Below are 17,587 nucleotides of genomic sequence, written 5' to 3' on the forward strand. Positions count from 1 at the left end.
TAATCAGTGCCAAATAAGAAGCACAAGGAAGCAAAAATGGAGACAACCACATCCCATGAGCGAGTAGTAGACGCACAAGCTTATCAGCAGCTTGAATCGATACTGGCTCAAAAAATAGAAACAGAACGCATTGTCACTCAAGAGGCAAAGCGCTTAGCTTACGGCACCGATGCGAGTTTTTATCGCTTGGTGCCGAAAATGGTTCTAAGGCTCAAGAACTTAGACGAAGTGATATTCACCATTCAAAGCTGTCGCGAACTCGGCATTCATTTTACCTTTCGCGCCGCAGGTACCAGCCTTTCCGGGCAAGCCGTTTCAGACTCGGTACTCATCACACTGACCGATGACTGGCGTGGCCACGAGATCGTAGACAACGGTAATCAGATCATCCTTCAACCGGGTGTAATTGGTGCCGATGCCAACAAATACCTAGCCCCTTTCCAACGTAAAATCGGCCCAGACCCAGCCTCTATCAATACCTGTAAAATCGGTGGTATCGCAGCCAATAACGCCAGTGGCATGTGTTGCGGTACTGCGCAAAACTCGTATCGCACCGTCGAGAGCATGAAAATCGTATTGAGCGATGGTTCCCTACTTGATACGGCTGACAACGCAAGTGTTGAAGCTTTCAAGCAATCACACAAAGAACTGTTTGAAGGCATTGTCGAATTACATCAACAGACAGCTTCAAACCAAGAACTCGCAGACAGAATACGCCACAAGTACCGCCTAAAAAACACCACCGGCTATGCGCTCAACGCATTGGTCGATTATCACGACCCAATCGAAATCATCAAACACCTGATGATTGGCTCAGAAGGCACGCTAGGTTTCATTGCTGAGATTACCTACAACACCGTTATCGAACACCCGAATAAAGCTTCAGCGCTGTTGGTGTTTGCCGACATAGAGCAAGCAAGTAAAGCCGTTACCACACTATCAAAAACGCCGGTTGCTGCGGTTGAATTGATGGATGGCAGAGCACTTCGTTCAGTTGCTGATAAACCGGGCATGCCTGAATTTATGCCTAGCTTGGATTTAGAAGCCGCGGCTATTTTGGTGGAATCACACGCCAGCTCCCAGCAGGACTTAGTTTTACAATGTAAATCAATTTTGGATGCCTTGGCTGATTACACGATTGTTGAATCGGTGCCTTTCACTTCCGAACCGAAGACAGTTGCTACCCTGTGGGGCATCCGAAAAGGCATGTTCCCTGCAGTTGGCGCAGTGCGTGAAGTCGGTACGACCGTTATTATTGAAGACGTTGCCTTTCCTGTCGAAAACCTTGCTAATGGTATTCGAGAACTGCAAGAGCTGTTCGATAAATACGACTACAGTGAAGCGATCATTTTCGGCCACGCCCTTGAAGGCAACCTGCATTTTGTGTTTACCCAAGGCTTCGATAGCCAAGAAGAGATCGACCGTTACGGCGGTTTCATGGACGATGTTGCCGAACTCGTCGCGGTGAAGTACCAAGGCTCTTTGAAAGCAGAACATGGCACTGGCCGTAACATGGCGCCTTATGTGGAATTAGAATGGGGCAAAGACGGCTACGCCTTGATGCAACAGATCAAAGCACTGTTCGACCCTGAAAAGCTGCTCAATCCCGGCGTTATTATTAACGACAATCCAAATTCACACATCACGAATTTGAAACCAATGCCTGCTGCCGATGACCTTGTCGACCGCTGTATTGAGTGTGGATTTTGTGAGCCTGTTTGTCCGTCTCGTACGCTGACTCTATCACCACGCCAACGCATTGTTCTGTACCGAGAACTGCAACGCCGCCGCGCTGCGGGCGAAGAGATCGAAGCCTGTGAACTAGAGAAAACCTTCGAATATCAAGGCATCGATACCTGCGCCGCAACCGGCCTATGTGCCGAGCGTTGCCCCGTTGGCATCAACACCGGTGATTTGATTAAGAAGCTTCGTATTGCCAAGTACGAGAAATTTACGCCAATCGCCAAGTGGACAGCGGATCATTTCTCGACCACCACAAAACTCACCAAGGCTGGCCTCAAAACCAACCAAGTGGCGAGCAAAGTATTAGGCGCAAACACAGTCGGCAAGCTAACCAATGGCTTACGCTCAGTGACTAAAGGCGCGACACCCGTTTGGATGCCAGAAATGCCACAGTCCAACAGTCATACACTGACCTCTTCACCAATGACGGCAGAAAACTCAAGCAATCATAAAAAGGTGGTTTACCTACCTTCGTGTGCTAGCCGAACCATGGGGCAACAAAGCGATGCCGGAGATCAACGCCCACTGACCGAAGTGACCATGTCTCTGCTCAACAAAGCTGGATTCGAGGTTATTCTTCCGAAGAAGCTAGATGACCAATGTTGTGGCATGCCTTACGACAGCAAAGGAATGACCGACTTAGCTCAATCGAAAGCACAGCAACTCGAAGAAGTCTTATGGCAAGCCAGTCGTCAGGGTGAATACCCGGTACTGATGGACACCAGCCCGTGCGCCAAGCGCAGCATTGAACAATTTACCAAACCGTTAGAGGTATTAGAGCCGACAGGGTTTGTGAATCAATACCTGCTTGAGCACCTGACACTTGAGCCGCTGCAAGAAACCGTGATGCTGCATGTGACGTGTAGCTCTCGTCGAATGGGTTTGGAAGGCGCGATGTTGAGCCTTGCTAAAGCCTGTACCGAAGAGGTCATCGTTCCAGAGCATATTCAATGCTGTGGTTGGGCGGGTGATAAAGGTTTTACCACTCCAGAGCTGAATGAAGCGGCGGTACACCCACTCAAAGAACAAGTACCAAGCAACTGCACTCGTGGGTTCAGCAACAGCCGAACCTGTGAGATCGGTTTATCGCACCACAGTGGCATTCCGTATCAGTCAATCTTATACTTGGTGGACGAAGTAGCGCAATAGCCCCAATTTCACTACTTAAAGGGTCGAGCAAATAGCTTAAGCCTAAAACGAAAAATGGCAGCCCAATCAGGCTGCCATTTCTTTATTCGTTTGTTCGAAATATGCTACTTAACTGGATGCTGATGGGCTAACCGTTATTAAACTAGATATTACAAAGCTAGTGGTTACAGATCTAACGGCTAGACAGCTAAGCGCATCAACTCTTCTGGTGAGCAGTGTTCTGCATCAGCGCCTTTGTCGATCAAGTCGATCACTTTGAATTCGCTCATGTCACCAAACTCTTTGGTTAAGTAATCACGGAACGCTTTCTCATTCGGCCATTTGCCTCGCACGATATAGCCCTCTTCTTTGTCAAAATCTTCCGTTTCAAAGAAAGAAAAGTCAGTCATACCAATATTGTGACAATACAAAACGAGATACATAATTTTTCCTCAAAAATGGGGTTACTAATAAAAACTCACTGGCAGATAGAAATCAAGCTCAAACACTTCATCACTATTGAGAAAATGGTTCCGATGATAATGCACATACGCGGGAGTCGAGCGCTGTTTGAAACCAGAGGCAGGTAACCATTTTTCTAATACCATACTGATCTGTGGTAGCAACTCACCGTAGCGGCCATTAAGTCGAAACACAGCATGCAAACCGCCGGGAATCACCATCTGATTGACGACACTGCGATACTTAATCGGTTCATCAATCGCGATGCACGCTACATAGCGACACTGATCCATTTCGACCCAAGCGGGATTGGAGTGGTGCAAGCCAAACTGACTCGAAAAATCACGCTGTTCAGAGTTCGCCCACGCTTTCAATATCAACCACGCATTACGAATAGATCGGTTATAGCCAGTATGTCGAACATAGGCTGCCATTCGGTCTGACACTTCAACAATTTTAGGTTCCGGCAATTCCCGCTGCGCGACGTTTTGATAGCCCGCCGCCACTTCGGGATCTTTCAGGTAAGGTTTTTCTGCAACCTGTAAATCATGCTTGCGCCACTCTCCGGGTGACATGTTAAAGGTTGCCTTGAACGCTCGGCTAAACGAAGACACAGAACTAAAACCACACTTACTGGCAATCTCTACCACCGACGAGCTGGTATCGAACATCAATTGATTAGCTGCATACTCCATTCGAGTGCGTCGAATGTACTGATGCAATGACTCCCCAACCACACTTTTGAACGTGCGATGAAAGTGTTGCTCTGAATACGCAGCAATCTCAGAGAGCGCTTTTGCCGACAAAGGCTGACTGATGTCTTGGTGAATATGGAACAAAACATCATTGATTCGGGATATGTGTTGTCGTGACATCGTTCAAATAGCATAAATGGACATGTTTAAGAGCATAAACGGACACGCCAGTTTTTACAATTGCCGTGTAATATCAAGCGATAGAATAAAAACGATAAACGACGAGACACAACACATGGAAATCGCACAGTCATTACAACAGATTCAATCTTCATACATTCGAGAGATCCTCGCAGCCGCAAGCGATCCAAATGTCATCTCATTGGCCGGTGGTTTACCAGACGAGAAGACATTCCCTATCGATTTAATGAAGCCAACGCTAGAAAACCTAGCGAACATGCCTGAAGTTTTCCAATATGGTTCGACTGCGGGTTACGGCCCGTTGCTTGACCACCTAACACAAAGCTACCAATTGCCAGAGTCACACACGGCAATGATTTGTACCGGTTCTCAGCAAGGTCTAGATTTGATTGCGCGCGCGTATGTTGACCCGGGTGATGTGGTTGTAATGGAAGCGCCAAGCTACTTAGGTGCGATGCAAGTGTTTGGCCTAGTTCAAGCAAACATTGCAACCGTGTCTCAAACTGAATTTGGCCCGAACCTAGATGAACTGGAAACGTGCTTTGCAGAACAAGCGCCAAAAATGTTCTATGCCGTGCCAGATTTCCACAACCCAACAGGTGTATGCTGGGCAACACAAACTCGTCAAAAAGTGGCTGAGCTGTGTATCAAATACAACGTGGCCTTCATTGAAGATGCGCCTTACCGTGAGCTACGTTTCACTGGTACTGAACTGCCGTTGGTTTCTTCGTTCTGCCCTGATAACTCTATCGTTCTTCGTTCATTCTCTAAGATTGCATCACCAGGTCTACGTATTGGCGCGGTAACAGGCAAACGCAGCTACCTTGAGCCACTGATCAAAGTGAAACAAGGCGCGGACTTACACTCAAGTGTACCAATGCAAGCACTGCTTGTTGGTCTTCTAAAACATGAAGACTTCAACGTACACATGGAAAACATTCGCACACTGTACAAGTCTCGTTATGAGGTTCTGTTCTCAGAGCTAGAAAAACAACTGCCTGCAGATTGCGTGTTAAAAGCCGTAGATGGCGGGATGTTCGTTTGGGTTGAGATCCCAGAGTGCGATACCTTCGAACTGGCTAAAACTCTACTATCGAATGGCGTGGCGGTAGTACCAAGCCCTGTATTCTATCCAAAGGCCGGTGAAGCAAAAGCCGCACTGCGCCTAAACTTCACAAACGCTAACCCAGAAGAATTGACTGAAGCGGTGAAACGCTTAGCAGAAGGACTTAACCAAGCGTAATCGCGGCTTAAGTAAAACGAACTAGATATCAAGGCCCTGCTGTATTGTTACAGCAGGGCCTTTTTTGTTGAAGAAGCATGTTGTTACCATCAAAAAATGGTTACGGAAAAAAATCCGTTTCTTAACCGTAAATCCACAACAAATAAGGTGATAAATAACCCTGCACTTGGTTGGTTTTTGTCCTACATCACCTTGGTTATACTGCACCTGATTTTAATAAGCCAACAAGACAGAACTGAGTCGAAATACTAAGTTTTGATCAAAACAGGCAACCGCTCTGGATTTACGTTCCAGCTCGCAGAAAGGAAAAACCATGTCTCAATATGTTGTATGTGCTCTGTATAAATTCGTAGCACTTGATGATTACCAAGAAATTCGCCAACCACTAACTGACGTGTTAGAAGCCAACCAAATCCGCGGTACTTTGTTACTTGCGAGTGAAGGCATCAACGGCACCGTTGCGGGTAAGCGTGAATCTATCGACGCCCTTCTTAAATGGTTCAAACAAGACCCTCGCTTAGCTGATGTGGTTTACAAAGAGTCGTTCAACCCAGAACAACCATTCAACCGCACCAAGGTTAAGCTTAAGAAAGAGATCGTAACTATGGGCGTTGAGGGTATCGACCCACGCCACGTTGTGGGTACTTACGTGAAACCAAACGAGTGGAACGCTCTGATTTCTGATCCAGATGTGATTCTGGTTGATACTCGTAACGACTACGAAGTGGACATCGGCACATTCAAAAATGCGGTAAACCCAAACACAGAAACCTTCCGTGAATTCCCTCAGTACGTTGAAGAAAATCTTGATCCTAAGAAGCACAAGAAAGTCGCGATGTTCTGCACTGGCGGTATTCGTTGTGAAAAATCAACAGCCTACATGAAAGAGCAAGGCTTTGATGAGGTTTACCACCTTGAAGGCGGCATTCTTAAGTACCTAGAAGAAGTGCCAGAAGAAGAGAGCATGTGGGAAGGCGACTGCTACGTATTTGACGGTCGTGTTGCGGTTAACCACCAGCTAGAAAAAAGCGGCTACGATGTGTGTAACGCTTGTCGCTTGCCAATCACAGACGAAGACAAAGCCTCTGAGCACTTCGAGAAAGGCGTAAGCTGCCCTAAGTGTGTTGATAAGCACAACGACGAGCAAAAAGCGCGTTTTCGTGAACGAGAAAAGCAAGTTCAACTGTCGAATGCGCGTGGCGAAACTCACGTAGGTGGCGAAGCTGCTCACCTTATCGAGCAACGTAAGAAAGAAAAGCTAGCACACAAAGAGCAGCAACGCTCTGGTAAGAAAGCGAAGTAGTTTTTAATATTACTAAAATAATAAAGGGCATCAACGAATCCACAATGGAACGTTAATGCCCTTTTTTGATCCTGCTCTCGCTTTGTGTTTAGGAACACATTTATCTTCAAAAATAGGCTCTATACTGAAGTTAATTAGACAAGTGAGGAAGTGCCAATGCTCAATGAAAACCATGCCTTTATCTTAGATTTCCCAGATCTTAAATTAGACATTGTTCAGCTCAACCACGACGACGAAAAATTCAAAGCAGACATGCAGAAATACCACCAACTCGACTACGACATCCGTCAGCTAGAAATCTCTGGCAGCCCTATCGATGACGACAGCATGCACAACCTCAAAGTAGAACGCATGGAGCTAAAAGACTCGCTACACAAACAGCTCACGCGCCACCACGCGCTTAAGATCGTATAGAAAAATCAATCCAAGACTTTATTCTAAGCCATGCACCACGCATGGCTTTTGGGTTTCATAACATCACAAATCTAAGCTAATTCGGCTTCTTCAATTATGTTACTGCTTGCTTATTCAAAAATGTTTGATAAGGAAGCTGAGTGACAATGAAAGAAGAGAATATACAATTCCAACTCGTTTCAAATTCTGAATTCGAAGAACTGTTTGCGTGTGTTAAACAAGGTATTTTCATACACATAGATAGCGTTTTCGGGTGGGACGACGACTTCCAACGTAAGCGACTTTTAAACGATTACCATCCCTCTTGGTTTCATTGGGTATACCTAGGAAAACAAAGGGTTGGACTTGTGTGTTTTAAGCCTTATGACAACGCATACCATGTTCATTTGCTGATCATTTCCCCTCAATATCAAGGCCGTACGCTTGGTAAGGAAGTCATGACTCTCATACATAAGAGAGCCATGGAAGAGCGACGAGAGCATGTCACTCTGTCGAGCTTTAGAAATAACACTCGCGCCATTAGCTTTTATCAGTCACTTGGCTACCGAGTTGTTGATGAAGGAGATGATGATTTTGTGGGGATGGCTCTCTATTTAAACTAGAAGCGACTTCGCTAATTAAACGCTCTCGCCACTCGCCCTTTGCTGCTCAATTCGTAATGGCCAATATAGGCTGGGATAAATACCGATTGCCCTTTGGTGAGGGTTAAGTGCTCGCCTTTCTGACTCATTAGCACTAGATCATCATCTATTGCCATTAAAATTTCAGCGCCACTTGTGATAACTTCTTCTTGATGAGGACGATGAAAGATATTGAAATTGAAGTCACTGACCGGGATATCACAACAATCACATTTACCCAGTTTTGATGGCTCTAACAACAAGCCTTCGAACGGAATTGGTGTGAATTTTGTGCAGACGACTAACTCAGCGACATCAATGTGTTTTGGCGTTAAACCTGCTCGTAGCACGTTGTCTGAATTTGCCATAACCTCAAGCCCGGTACCTTTAATGTAAGCGTGCGGAGTGTTCGCATTCAAATACATCGCTTCACCTGGCTTTAGTGTGATCAAGTTAAGCAACAGAACACAAAACAGACCGATATCGTTCGGGTACTGATGGCTGAGTTCAATGAGCAATGCAAATTCTGTTTGATCTTGGTGAGCCTCTGCGTAAGTCAGAAGTTGCTCTAGTGCTTGATGTTTACGTTGGTCATTAAGCGTTAATAGATCACGGAAAAACGCTTCTAAACCTAGAGAGTCAAGGTGGGTTCCAAACTCTTCAACCAAGCCAGCGAGCACGCTAGAGTCCAACCTTCTGAACAAACCTAATACTTGGTTTAACTCTCGAAAGCCATTCATCGCTTGGTACTCAGTGACGCGTAAACCAATTCAGGCTTGTGATTCGAGTCTTTGTAATTACGATGACCTGCGGTCAGCGGGATCTTTGCTTGCTCCTCTTTCGCAAAGCCTAATTCAGCTTGTCGCTTGTTTGGATGCACCTGAACAGACAGCGCTTTTTCTGCCGCCAAGATTTTAAACAAGAACGGTAGCTCACCAAAATCCTGAGCAATATCGCTTGATAGATAGGCCGGTTTATTCTTGTTAATCAGCTCAGAGAGAGGCACCAAATGTTGGTCAAGCTTAACCATTGAGCAACCTTTTGGATGCGCTCCCATCCAAACTTCCGCTTGCGGCTCTTGTGACTCATTCTTAAAGCCAAACAGTTCACGTATCGAAGAAATACTCCCTCATGCATAATTTTGGATGGCGTTTTCCGTAGTGAGCCCTTTGAACACAATTCAGAGAGCTTATTTCTAATAACGTAAATAATTAGAAAGACTACAGAGAGCAGCTAGAACCCACATGAGATGAGGTCTTAGACACAATAGGAAAAACTCTTAGAAACGGGTGAGAGCGGTGAAAAACGTAAAAAGAGTCACATTTGAATGCTAAGTATAAAAAACGCTGAAGATAGAATAGCTGCACAATAACCAGAGGACCATTAGCAGCTATCTTATTTACGAAGAAATCCCTTAAAAGCCAGAGCGAACCTCTGCATTTTTCTGAGGTGATTGAGCTTGCAGGAAAGGCAGTAGCAACAAGCCAATAACGGCCGCACAAGTAGAGATGGTAATGAAGAACCCACTCCAGCCGTAAATTTCTAGAACGAGCGCTAATGGGTAACCAGAAAGAGCTGCACCCATGTAAGCAAACAAGCCAACAAAGCCTGTCGCCGCCCCGGCAGAGTCTTTATGTGAGCATTCCGCGGCAGCCATACCTATTAGCATTTGAGGGCCAAAAACAAAAAATCCTACACAAAACAGCCCAGCCGCCTGAAACACAAAGTTGGTTAAAGGCATAAGCCATAAAGCGGATACCGAGAGGAAGATACCAATCGCGAACAGGATATTCATGGGACCACGGTTACCACCAAACAGCCTATCCGATCCCCATCCAGCAACAAGTGAACCAACGAAACCGCCAATCTCAAACAGAGACAACGCAGCGTTGGCGTTTATCAAACTATAATCGTGCTCTTCGGTGAGATATAAATTGCCCCAGTCGTTAACTGCCGTTCTTACGATGTAAACCAACACATAGCTAAAGGCGAGCAGCCAAATGTACTTATTGTTGAACACATAGGTTTTCAGGATCTCTCGATAGCTTAACCCTTGTCCATGGCTCTCTTGCGCCAACTCTAGATGGTCACTGCGCCACTTCCCTACCGTCGGAAGTCCCATGGTAGTGGGCTTATCACGTAAGCGCCAGCAAACGATAAAACCAATAAGTACACCAATCACACCCGGCCAGATAAACCCTGCTCGCCAACTGAATTGCAGCGTTAGATAACCCACGAGAATAGGAATTAGCGCTCCACCAACGTTGTGTGCTGTATTCCATATAGCCCAGCGAAAGCCTCTTTCGGAGCGAGAATACCAGGTCGTCAATAACTTGGAACACGATGGCCAGCCCCAACCTTGGAACCATGCATTAAGCACCCAAAGCGATATAAAAGCCACCAACGAACTAGAAAAGCCAAACGCGATATTGATCAAGCCTGTCGCGATCAGGCCAAGTCCCATGAAATAGCGGGGGTTTGAACGGTCCGATATTGTTCCTGAGATAAATTTCGATAAGCCGTAAGAAAGGTAAAAGAGCGTACCAATTAAGCCGATATCACCTTTGTCTAAACCAAGGTCGGTGATCATGGCTGGCGCGGCATAATTAAAGGTTTTACGAGTGAAGTAAAAACCGGCATAGCCGACATACATTCCTATCATGATGTGGAGGCGCCAGTAACGATAACTCTGATTGATCTCATCATCAGTTAGGGCATCACTCTTTGAAGTTTTTGAGCGCAGAAATCCAAACATATTCGTTCTCACACTTTAGGTAATGTAACGCTGATATTGGTACCCGAAGATGAGCTATTAGCGTTGATTGTCATCTTGCCACCGAGCGCCTGAACACGCTCTTGCATACCACGAACCCCCATTCCCTTGAGAAGATCTTGCGCTGTAAAACCAACGCCATTATCTGATATCTGAAGATAAGCCTGATCATCCAAAATCAGTTCAATTTTAATCTCGCTCGCACTGGCGTATTTATGGGCGTTATTTAGGGACTCTTGGCAAAGTCTGAAGAGAGTGACCTTAAGCGTGTCACTCAAACATGAATAATCACCTTGCCAATTTAGCCAGATATCAACGCCGTGATCTGAAAACTCCATTTCCCGAATGAGCTGTTCAACGGAGTCCTTTAGGTCAAGGTCATCCAACATTTTAGGTCTTAGTTTTGTGAGTAGGCGTTTGGTGGTGTCATAAACATTCAAAGACAACGACTCAATCGTGCCCGCACAACGAACACTCATTTCAGCGGCATCAACACGCTTAATAATGTTTGCTTGAGTTCGAATCGCCGTGATGTTCTGACCGATTTCATCGTGTAGCTCACGAGCAATGTCACGACGAACCGATTCTTCAGCCGTGATTAACTGACGTGAAAGATTTTGATTTCTGGAGAGCTCACTGCGCAATTTCGAATTGAGATCTTTTTGCTTTTGAACCGCAAGACCCAGCAATATGCCAGTGATGGTTTGAGCAGAAAGAGACAAGAGTAAATCGGTAATCTCGAGTTTGGATGTTCCGCTGTGAGCTGCGATCAGCGCGACGCTGTTTAATAGAGTCGCCAGTAATGCGCCCTGCCATCCGTAACGAACGGCGAGCAGGATAATGGGGATAGCCATACAGAATGGGGCGAAGCGTCTTAACTCATCAGGCAAACTGGTTTGTATCAAAATACTGGCCACCAGCAACACACTGTATAAAGCGATGTGCCGGATTTTGAACTCTACAACATTATGGATTAGGTAAGAGCTCAGTGGCGCCCACTTATTTTGGAATAGGTAATTCCATACCAGATAACACATCGGCACTAACATCAAACCACCCGTGATGCTCACCAACCACACCATGTAAACAGCCGGAACATGAGAACTCACCACGGCAACATTGATGAGTGCTGTGACCATGATTAAGCTCACCATCACTAACAAGTGACGATTCAGGTCACCAGAATAATAACGTTTGGCAATTAGAGTGGCTGGAATACTTAGTCCACTGGCGATTAGTATCGTCAGCCATTGAGGTTCATCAAGTAGTAGAGCTAGGGCAATCGCGAGCCCCCACTCTGCAATATAGATAGCAGGCCAATAGTGAGTGCGAGTGTGCAGCGTCATTCCTAACCGGAGTGAGAATGGGAAAAGCAGAATGGCTAACTCAGGGTCATTAATGAAATAGAAGGCAATAACCCATAAACAGAACCATGCACAGCCAGCCATAAAAACCCCGCATAAGGAGGTGGCTAGATAAGAACGCACTAGTACTGGTCTTGAGTGAACAATTTAGCTAACTCAACGTTGTTCTTAACATTGAGTTTGTCCATGGCATTGGCACGGTGCACATGTACTGTTTTATGGCTAACCTTCAACTCGACGGCAATAGATTTCACGTCGAGCCCTGTCGCCAATAACTGGCACACTTCGCTTTCCCTGCGGGTGAGCTGATTTAACGAGGCTTTATTCTTCATTGGTGTCGCAAGTTTTATGGCGATATCTGGCGTAAGGTAGCAGCCGCCATTTGCGCTCGTGTGTACGGCCTGAATTAACTCATCAGGGCTACAGCGTTTACTGAGATAACCTTTAGCTCCTAACTCTAATGACTTTTCAACCATCGCCGGAGAGTCATGTACGCTCAACATAATGCTAGCAATGCCAGATGGAATCTCTTCCAATAAGCTCAGGCCACTTTCGTCTTGCATTGAAATATCCAAGATAACGACATCAGGGTGACAACTTGGCAGTCCGAGGCGCGCTTCTGCCGCAGAGTTAAACTCCCCCACGACCGTGATATCAGCTTCAAGACTGAGTAATTGAGCAAAGCCAGAGCGAACAATGACATGGTCATCAACAAGCGCAACATTAATCATGATATTAACCAAAATTAAGAGTAAAAAAGAAAAATAGCCCCAACAGGAGCTATCTAAAATTAAGTTTATTGATAGAGATGATACTGAATCGAACTAACGATTGGTATGATCTCACGAGCTTTAAACCAATAAATCACGTGAGACTATCTACCCGAAACTCTCTTTGCGACAACAAATGCGCGAGAACAAGTATTCAGACAAGCTACGCGTTTTGAGCCGCTAGGTGCATCTTCTTCGCGTGACGAATCTTCTTCTCTTCCGCAATAGCAACGAACAACAGTAAAACAATACAAATGGCAGCAGAAGTATCGAGTGCTGCAAATGTTCCTTTCCAACCTGTTAAGCCGAAAATAGGCGTTCCGTCTGCAATCATGCCTAGGCCAAGTTTGGCAAAACTGTCACCAATTAGGTAAGCAAATGTGCCTTTCACGCCATCAGCCACACTGATTGCTTTCTTAGGAACAAAACCTACCGCAGCAACACCAATCAACAGCTGAGGACCGAATACTAGGAAGCCAAGTACGAATAGTGATGCTAGGTACATGAACTCGCTCGTTGCATGCTGATAAAACTCTAGAGATACAATAATCAGTCCAAGCGATACACAAGCAACTAAAGCACGACGTCCGTTAGCAAGGTCTGATAAATAACCCCACATTAATGTACCGACCAGAGCACCAACTTCAAACAGAGTAAAGCCTGAAATAGCCGTTTCTTTTGATAGACCTAGCTCTTGATACGCATAAACGGTAGACCATTGATCGATACCGATACGAACAATGTACAAAAAGATATTCGCGAAGCAGAGTAACCAGATCACTTTGTTTTTAAGGATATATTCAACAAAGATCTCTTTCTTGGTCATTTGATTCTCTTCAGCAATAGTATCTTCTTCGCTGATTTCTTCATCAAACAACTCTTCAACTGTACCTAAACCGTATGCTTCTGGAGAGTCGTTACCAAAACGCATCCCAATAAAACCAACCACAATCGCGATGATCGATGGGAACACGAACATACCAATTACGTTGCCATCAAAAAAGTAGTTAGCGCCAAACAGCGCTACACCAGCAGCGCCTGCACCACCTACGTTGTGTGACATGTTCCAAAGGCCTAAATACGATCCACGCTTATTACGAGGCGTCCATTTAGTAATCGTCGAATAACTTGAAGGGCCACCGGTACTTTGAAAGAAACCACTCAATGCGTAGAAGGCAACCATCATGAATAAGCTAGCGCTGCCACCACCCAAGCTGAAACTAAAGCCCAACATTGCAAGGCCAGATAGGATAAGCATGAATGGCAAGAACTGCTTGGTGTTTTTGCCATCCGCGTAGTAGGAAACAACCGTTTTACCAATACCGTAAGTAATTGAAAAGCCAAGACCAATAAGACCTAGGTCGGTCATTGATAATCCATAAGTAGAAATCATGTCGTTTTGCGCGACATTGAAGTTCTTACGGATTAAATACATGGTCAAATAGCCAATGAATACGACTAGGTACGATTGTAGGAATGGTTTAAACCACATTTTCCTTCTAGTTTCGACCGGAAGGTCCAGCGTCGGTTTTCTAACCTGATCTAGGAACTTTAACATTGTGAACTCTCTTATTATTGATGAGGTCTGCACGGAACATTACTGACCATGCACTCTTTGCAATTCGATGATGAAATAATAAGGAGTCTAAAAAGCGACCGCATGAGAGAGGGTCTTAGAATAACTAGGAAAAATTCTTAGTTCAGAATTGGGAGTCAAGAAAGCGTGAACAGCATCACTTTATTTAAATGTGTTATGTCGTGAAGAGGTATTGGAAAGGTGTCGCTAGTTAAGGCATTTAGTAGGTGCCCCAAGCAACCTAAACATCGATTGTATTGAGCAGTTGATTGAAGTCTAAAGTGGCTAATAAAAGCCACATTAGATTCGCTTTACGGTATCGTAATCTAAACGATAGATAATAGAGTTTAATTATTCTTAGGCACATCCAACTTATTCAGCAACGACGGAAAACCCCAACCGTTCTCGCCTTCGACAACAGGTTCTCCGGTCAAATACTCAAACAGCGTTGGAGCCAAAGAGCCATTAGCTTCGATTTTCAATTGCTGAGAGTTATCGCCAATTGGCGCTCCCCAGAATCCGATGAAGGCATCTTTCTCTAAGTAATCCTCACCAGCATGACGCCCCGGTACCTTAGTGTTGTAGCCAATTCCCGCTTTAGGGAACAAGTTAACCGTGCCAGCCCTATCTTCAAGGTAGATATTAGCCAGTTGATTTACTGAATCTGGTCGAGGTGTTGGTTGCGTCAATGAAGTCCACTCAGCACTGCTACACCACGTTGTCACATCCGCCTTAACCGCTCGGTTAATACACTTTTCTACTAATTGAGAGTACTGTGAAAAATCAGCTTCGTTTGGTGATGCCAGGTATGGATTTAACCTTTGCGTATTGAGTAAAATTGGCGCTCGGTTGTCTTCCAATGACTCATAGAAAAGCTTGTCACCTTCACGTGTGATCAATTCATCGACCCGTTTTAAATCACGATTGCCAATCACACGAACAGCGCAGCGTTGTTGATCACATGTGCTTTCTCTTACGACCATATAATCAAGACTTTCAGGCAAGCGCTGCGCTATCTGATTAATGATGTCTATGTTCTGACCAGCAGTCGCAGCAATCGGAGACCACTGCGTGAGTTCTTGGTAAACAGGCTGAACCTGCCACCCGTGAGCCGAATTAAAGAAGTCCATCATGAAATTACCACCAGCAGTCGAGGCGACTACCACATCCAATGCCTTCGAGCTTGGGTAGCTTAAGGCATTGGTGATTTTAGGCCCTTCCCCTTCGTCTGAAGATATCTTCTTAACCACAATGGGATATTCGAGCTCTGCTTGTAAACCTTCAAATACCTGCTTTTCGGGATTGAGCGCGTAGAACACCGGCGTTAAACCATGATCCCCTGCCATGCCCCATAGCGTTTTATCGTAAACGCCTGCACTGCGGTAGGTCGCTTCAATCTGGCGAATCCAATAGTCCAGTCGGTTGAGCTCTCCAGTCGGCATCAGAATTTCGTCACTAAAAGGACCGGTAAAGTGCGCGAAGTGATCCGGCCATGGGTTATACACCAAGGTGTAGTCTGGCATCCCTTTTCCATCTAACTCGGCAAACTGAGTGATCGACTGTTTAACCTGAGCTCTCTTTGAAAACTTAGTGAAAAAATCAAAGCCAGATATAGACTGATACGCTTCAATATCTTCAATCAAGGCTTGACGCTTTTCTTGCAAAACCACTTCGACTTCTGAACGTTCTTGAAGCTCTTTCACGCAACGTTTCTCACCATAATCACGCAGTGACTCACCCAAGCCTAGGTTCACTAACCCATCGTAAGTAGTGTGAGCATTCCAATCATATTGAGCGTTACAGTTCAGCGTTTTTAGGTAATCAAGGCGATCAAACATGGTCTGAACCTTGTTGCTTGCCACCAACACGTCCAGCTGTAGAGCATCATTACCGAAGAAGTAATAAGCTCGGTCGATCTCTCGATCGACAAAATGAAAATTAGGGATACCCGTACCACCTTGACCCGACACTTTTGCGCCCGTTTTAATGATAGGTAGGTTACGTACGCTGATTGTTGGAGTAGAAGAGATCCCCACTCGGCTTATATTATTTCGATTCTCTTGATAGAGATTTTTGAAGAAAGGTAAATAGTGTGGGTCACGGTAGGTTTGTTCAGACAGAACTTCCATGAACCTCACCTGCTGTTGGTGTTCAGGTTCAATCACTTTTTCTAGCTGAGGTTTATATTGCGTTCGGTTTTTATGGTTCTGATAAGTAACCGAAATGAAAGGTGAATCTTCATCGACCAACCCCTCGAGCAATCCTTGCTGTAAACCATCGACCGTCACCTGGACCGCAAAACGTTTGTGTTGTTGGGAATCTAAGAATTGAATGAGCGCGTCAGGCTGGTCACTGAACGCTTGCTGCATCCAATCATCGAGTGCAGCTGCGCGTTCTTCTTTAAACACAAATTGTCGGTAAGCTTTGAGCAAATTTAAGCGCACAAAATCGATGAGCGTAATGGTGAGGGCTTGCGCTTTATTGTTCGGCTTGTCGGCGTTTTCTGGTTTGCCATCTTCTGCAATCGCCAACATTGCAGACTTCATATCGCCGTCATCCATTCCCAATGCCGCTTTACCAATCAAATCAACGATGATCGGTTGAATCTGAGCGATGATCGCTAGATCTTCAGGGCTATTGGTTAAGTATGTGTAATTCGCAGGGAGCGTATCCATATCCTGCCAAACACCAATTTCGAATAACGCATCGTAGATAACCACCATGTTGGCAATGAACTGTTCATCGATACGAATACCTTCATGATGTCCCGTTGCTTCAGTCGAGGTATCTGGCTCGTGATGCTCTGAGGCTGGCTTATCTCCAACATGATAGAGGCTATGTTCAAAGCCCTTTAGCGCCTGCTTATCATAAACCGTCGACAAGTAAGATTTGAACACATCTTCACTGCCCAAGCCTGAATAGCGATCGTAATAGCTATAGAGAAAATAACCCAAAGGAATTGAGTACGTCGGGTTGGATAACTGAGCAACGACTCTGGCTTTTGTTTTGACATCTAAAGGAAGTGCGAGAATATACGCATCTAATGTAACGCCACCAATCGTGAAAAGAGCTGCATCACGAGTGAGTTTGGCAGAATAACTTAGGCTTGAAAGCACCTGATTTTTCAACACTTCACTGGAGCTAAACACGCCACCAATGACAGGCGTTGTTGATATATCAGCGGCACTCGGAGCTGACGCAACCGCCAACGATAAGACACTGAATAAACTGGCGTAACTGCGAACGTGAGAATAAGAGCTCATCAAATTTCCTTTAGATCAACACACTTCTATAA

Annotated in this window: 11 protein-coding genes and 2 pseudogenes; 5 read left to right on the forward strand and 8 right to left on the reverse strand. The window is 45.3% G+C overall.

The window, feature by feature from the left end:
* Window positions 1–36: 36 nt before the first annotated feature.
* Window positions 37–2,892 carry an FAD-binding and (Fe-S)-binding domain-containing protein gene (locus Q5H80_RS20520; protein ID WP_304569981.1) on the forward strand — a complete coding sequence of 952 codons (2,856 nt, stop codon included), beginning with the start codon at window positions 37–39 and terminating at the stop codon, window positions 2,890–2,892.
* 179 nt (window positions 2,893–3,071) lie between these two features.
* Here Q5H80_RS20520 and Q5H80_RS20525 read toward each other — a convergent pair whose 3' ends face one another.
* Window positions 3,072–3,314 carry a hypothetical protein gene (locus Q5H80_RS20525; protein ID WP_304569982.1) on the reverse strand — a complete coding sequence of 81 codons (243 nt, stop codon included), beginning with the start codon at window positions 3,312–3,314 and terminating at the stop codon, window positions 3,072–3,074.
* Window positions 3,315–3,338: 24 nt separating this feature from the next.
* Entirely contained in the window at window positions 3,339–4,208 is an 870-nt protein-coding gene (locus tag Q5H80_RS20530; RefSeq protein WP_086714550.1) for a GyrI-like domain-containing protein, read from the reverse strand.
* Between the two features lie 115 nt (window positions 4,209–4,323).
* On the opposite strand from Q5H80_RS20530, the gene Q5H80_RS20535 reads away from it, so the two are divergent.
* The 4 genes and pseudogenes from Q5H80_RS20535 to Q5H80_RS20550 all read left to right on the forward strand — a co-directional run bounded on the left by Q5H80_RS20535 (window position 4,324) and on the right by Q5H80_RS20550 (window position 7,791).
* Window positions 4,324–5,472 (forward strand): PLP-dependent aminotransferase family protein, encoded by a 1,149-nt coding sequence (locus tag Q5H80_RS20535; RefSeq protein WP_304569983.1) that lies wholly within the window; start codon window positions 4,324–4,326, stop codon window positions 5,470–5,472.
* A gap of 313 nt (window positions 5,473–5,785) precedes the next feature.
* Window positions 5,786–6,775 carry a rhodanese-related sulfurtransferase gene (locus Q5H80_RS20540; RefSeq protein ID WP_304569984.1) on the forward strand — a complete coding sequence of 330 codons (990 nt, stop codon included), beginning with the start codon at window positions 5,786–5,788 and terminating at the stop codon, window positions 6,773–6,775.
* A gap of 156 nt (window positions 6,776–6,931) precedes the next feature.
* Entirely contained in the window at window positions 6,932–7,189 is a 258-nt protein-coding gene (locus tag Q5H80_RS20545; protein WP_009846137.1) for a YdcH family protein, read from the forward strand.
* Window positions 7,190–7,285: 96 nt separating this feature from the next.
* Window positions 7,286–7,791: pseudogene (locus Q5H80_RS20550) on the forward strand (GNAT family N-acetyltransferase).
* 11 nt (window positions 7,792–7,802) lie between these two features.
* Here Q5H80_RS20550 and manA read toward each other — a convergent pair.
* The 6 genes and pseudogenes from manA to Q5H80_RS20580 form a co-directional block, all read right to left on the reverse strand.
* Window positions 7,803–8,989: pseudogene (gene manA / locus Q5H80_RS20555) on the reverse strand (mannose-6-phosphate isomerase, class I).
* A gap of 234 nt (window positions 8,990–9,223) precedes the next feature.
* Window positions 9,224–10,564 carry an MFS transporter gene (locus Q5H80_RS20560; protein ID WP_304569986.1) on the reverse strand — a complete coding sequence of 447 codons (1,341 nt, stop codon included), beginning with the start codon at window positions 10,562–10,564 and terminating at the stop codon, window positions 9,224–9,226.
* An 8-nt stretch (window positions 10,565–10,572) separates the two neighbouring features.
* Window positions 10,573–12,030, reverse strand: a complete 1,458-nt coding sequence (gene uhpB, locus Q5H80_RS20565) for a signal transduction histidine-protein kinase/phosphatase UhpB (RefSeq protein ID WP_304569987.1) — start codon at window positions 12,028–12,030, stop codon at window positions 10,573–10,575.
* Between the two features lie 38 nt (window positions 12,031–12,068).
* The gene (gene uhpA, locus Q5H80_RS20570) at window positions 12,069–12,677 is read right to left on the reverse strand and encodes a transcriptional regulator UhpA (RefSeq protein WP_304569988.1); all 609 of its coding nucleotides are present in this window, start codon (window positions 12,675–12,677) and stop codon (window positions 12,069–12,071) included.
* A 202-nt stretch (window positions 12,678–12,879) separates the two neighbouring features.
* On the reverse strand, window positions 12,880–14,274 hold the full coding sequence (gene uhpT, locus Q5H80_RS20575; RefSeq protein ID WP_009846131.1) for a hexose-6-phosphate:phosphate antiporter: 1,395 nt from the start codon (window positions 14,272–14,274) through the stop codon (window positions 12,880–12,882).
* 365 nt (window positions 14,275–14,639) lie between these two features.
* Window positions 14,640–17,555 (reverse strand): alkaline phosphatase family protein, encoded by a 2,916-nt coding sequence (locus tag Q5H80_RS20580; RefSeq protein WP_304569990.1) that lies wholly within the window; start codon window positions 17,553–17,555, stop codon window positions 14,640–14,642.
* Window positions 17,556–17,587 lie beyond the last annotated feature (32 nt).

Source organism: Vibrio sp. SNU_ST1 (assembly GCF_030563405.1).
Classification (GTDB): Bacteria; Pseudomonadota; Gammaproteobacteria; order Enterobacterales; family Vibrionaceae; genus Vibrio.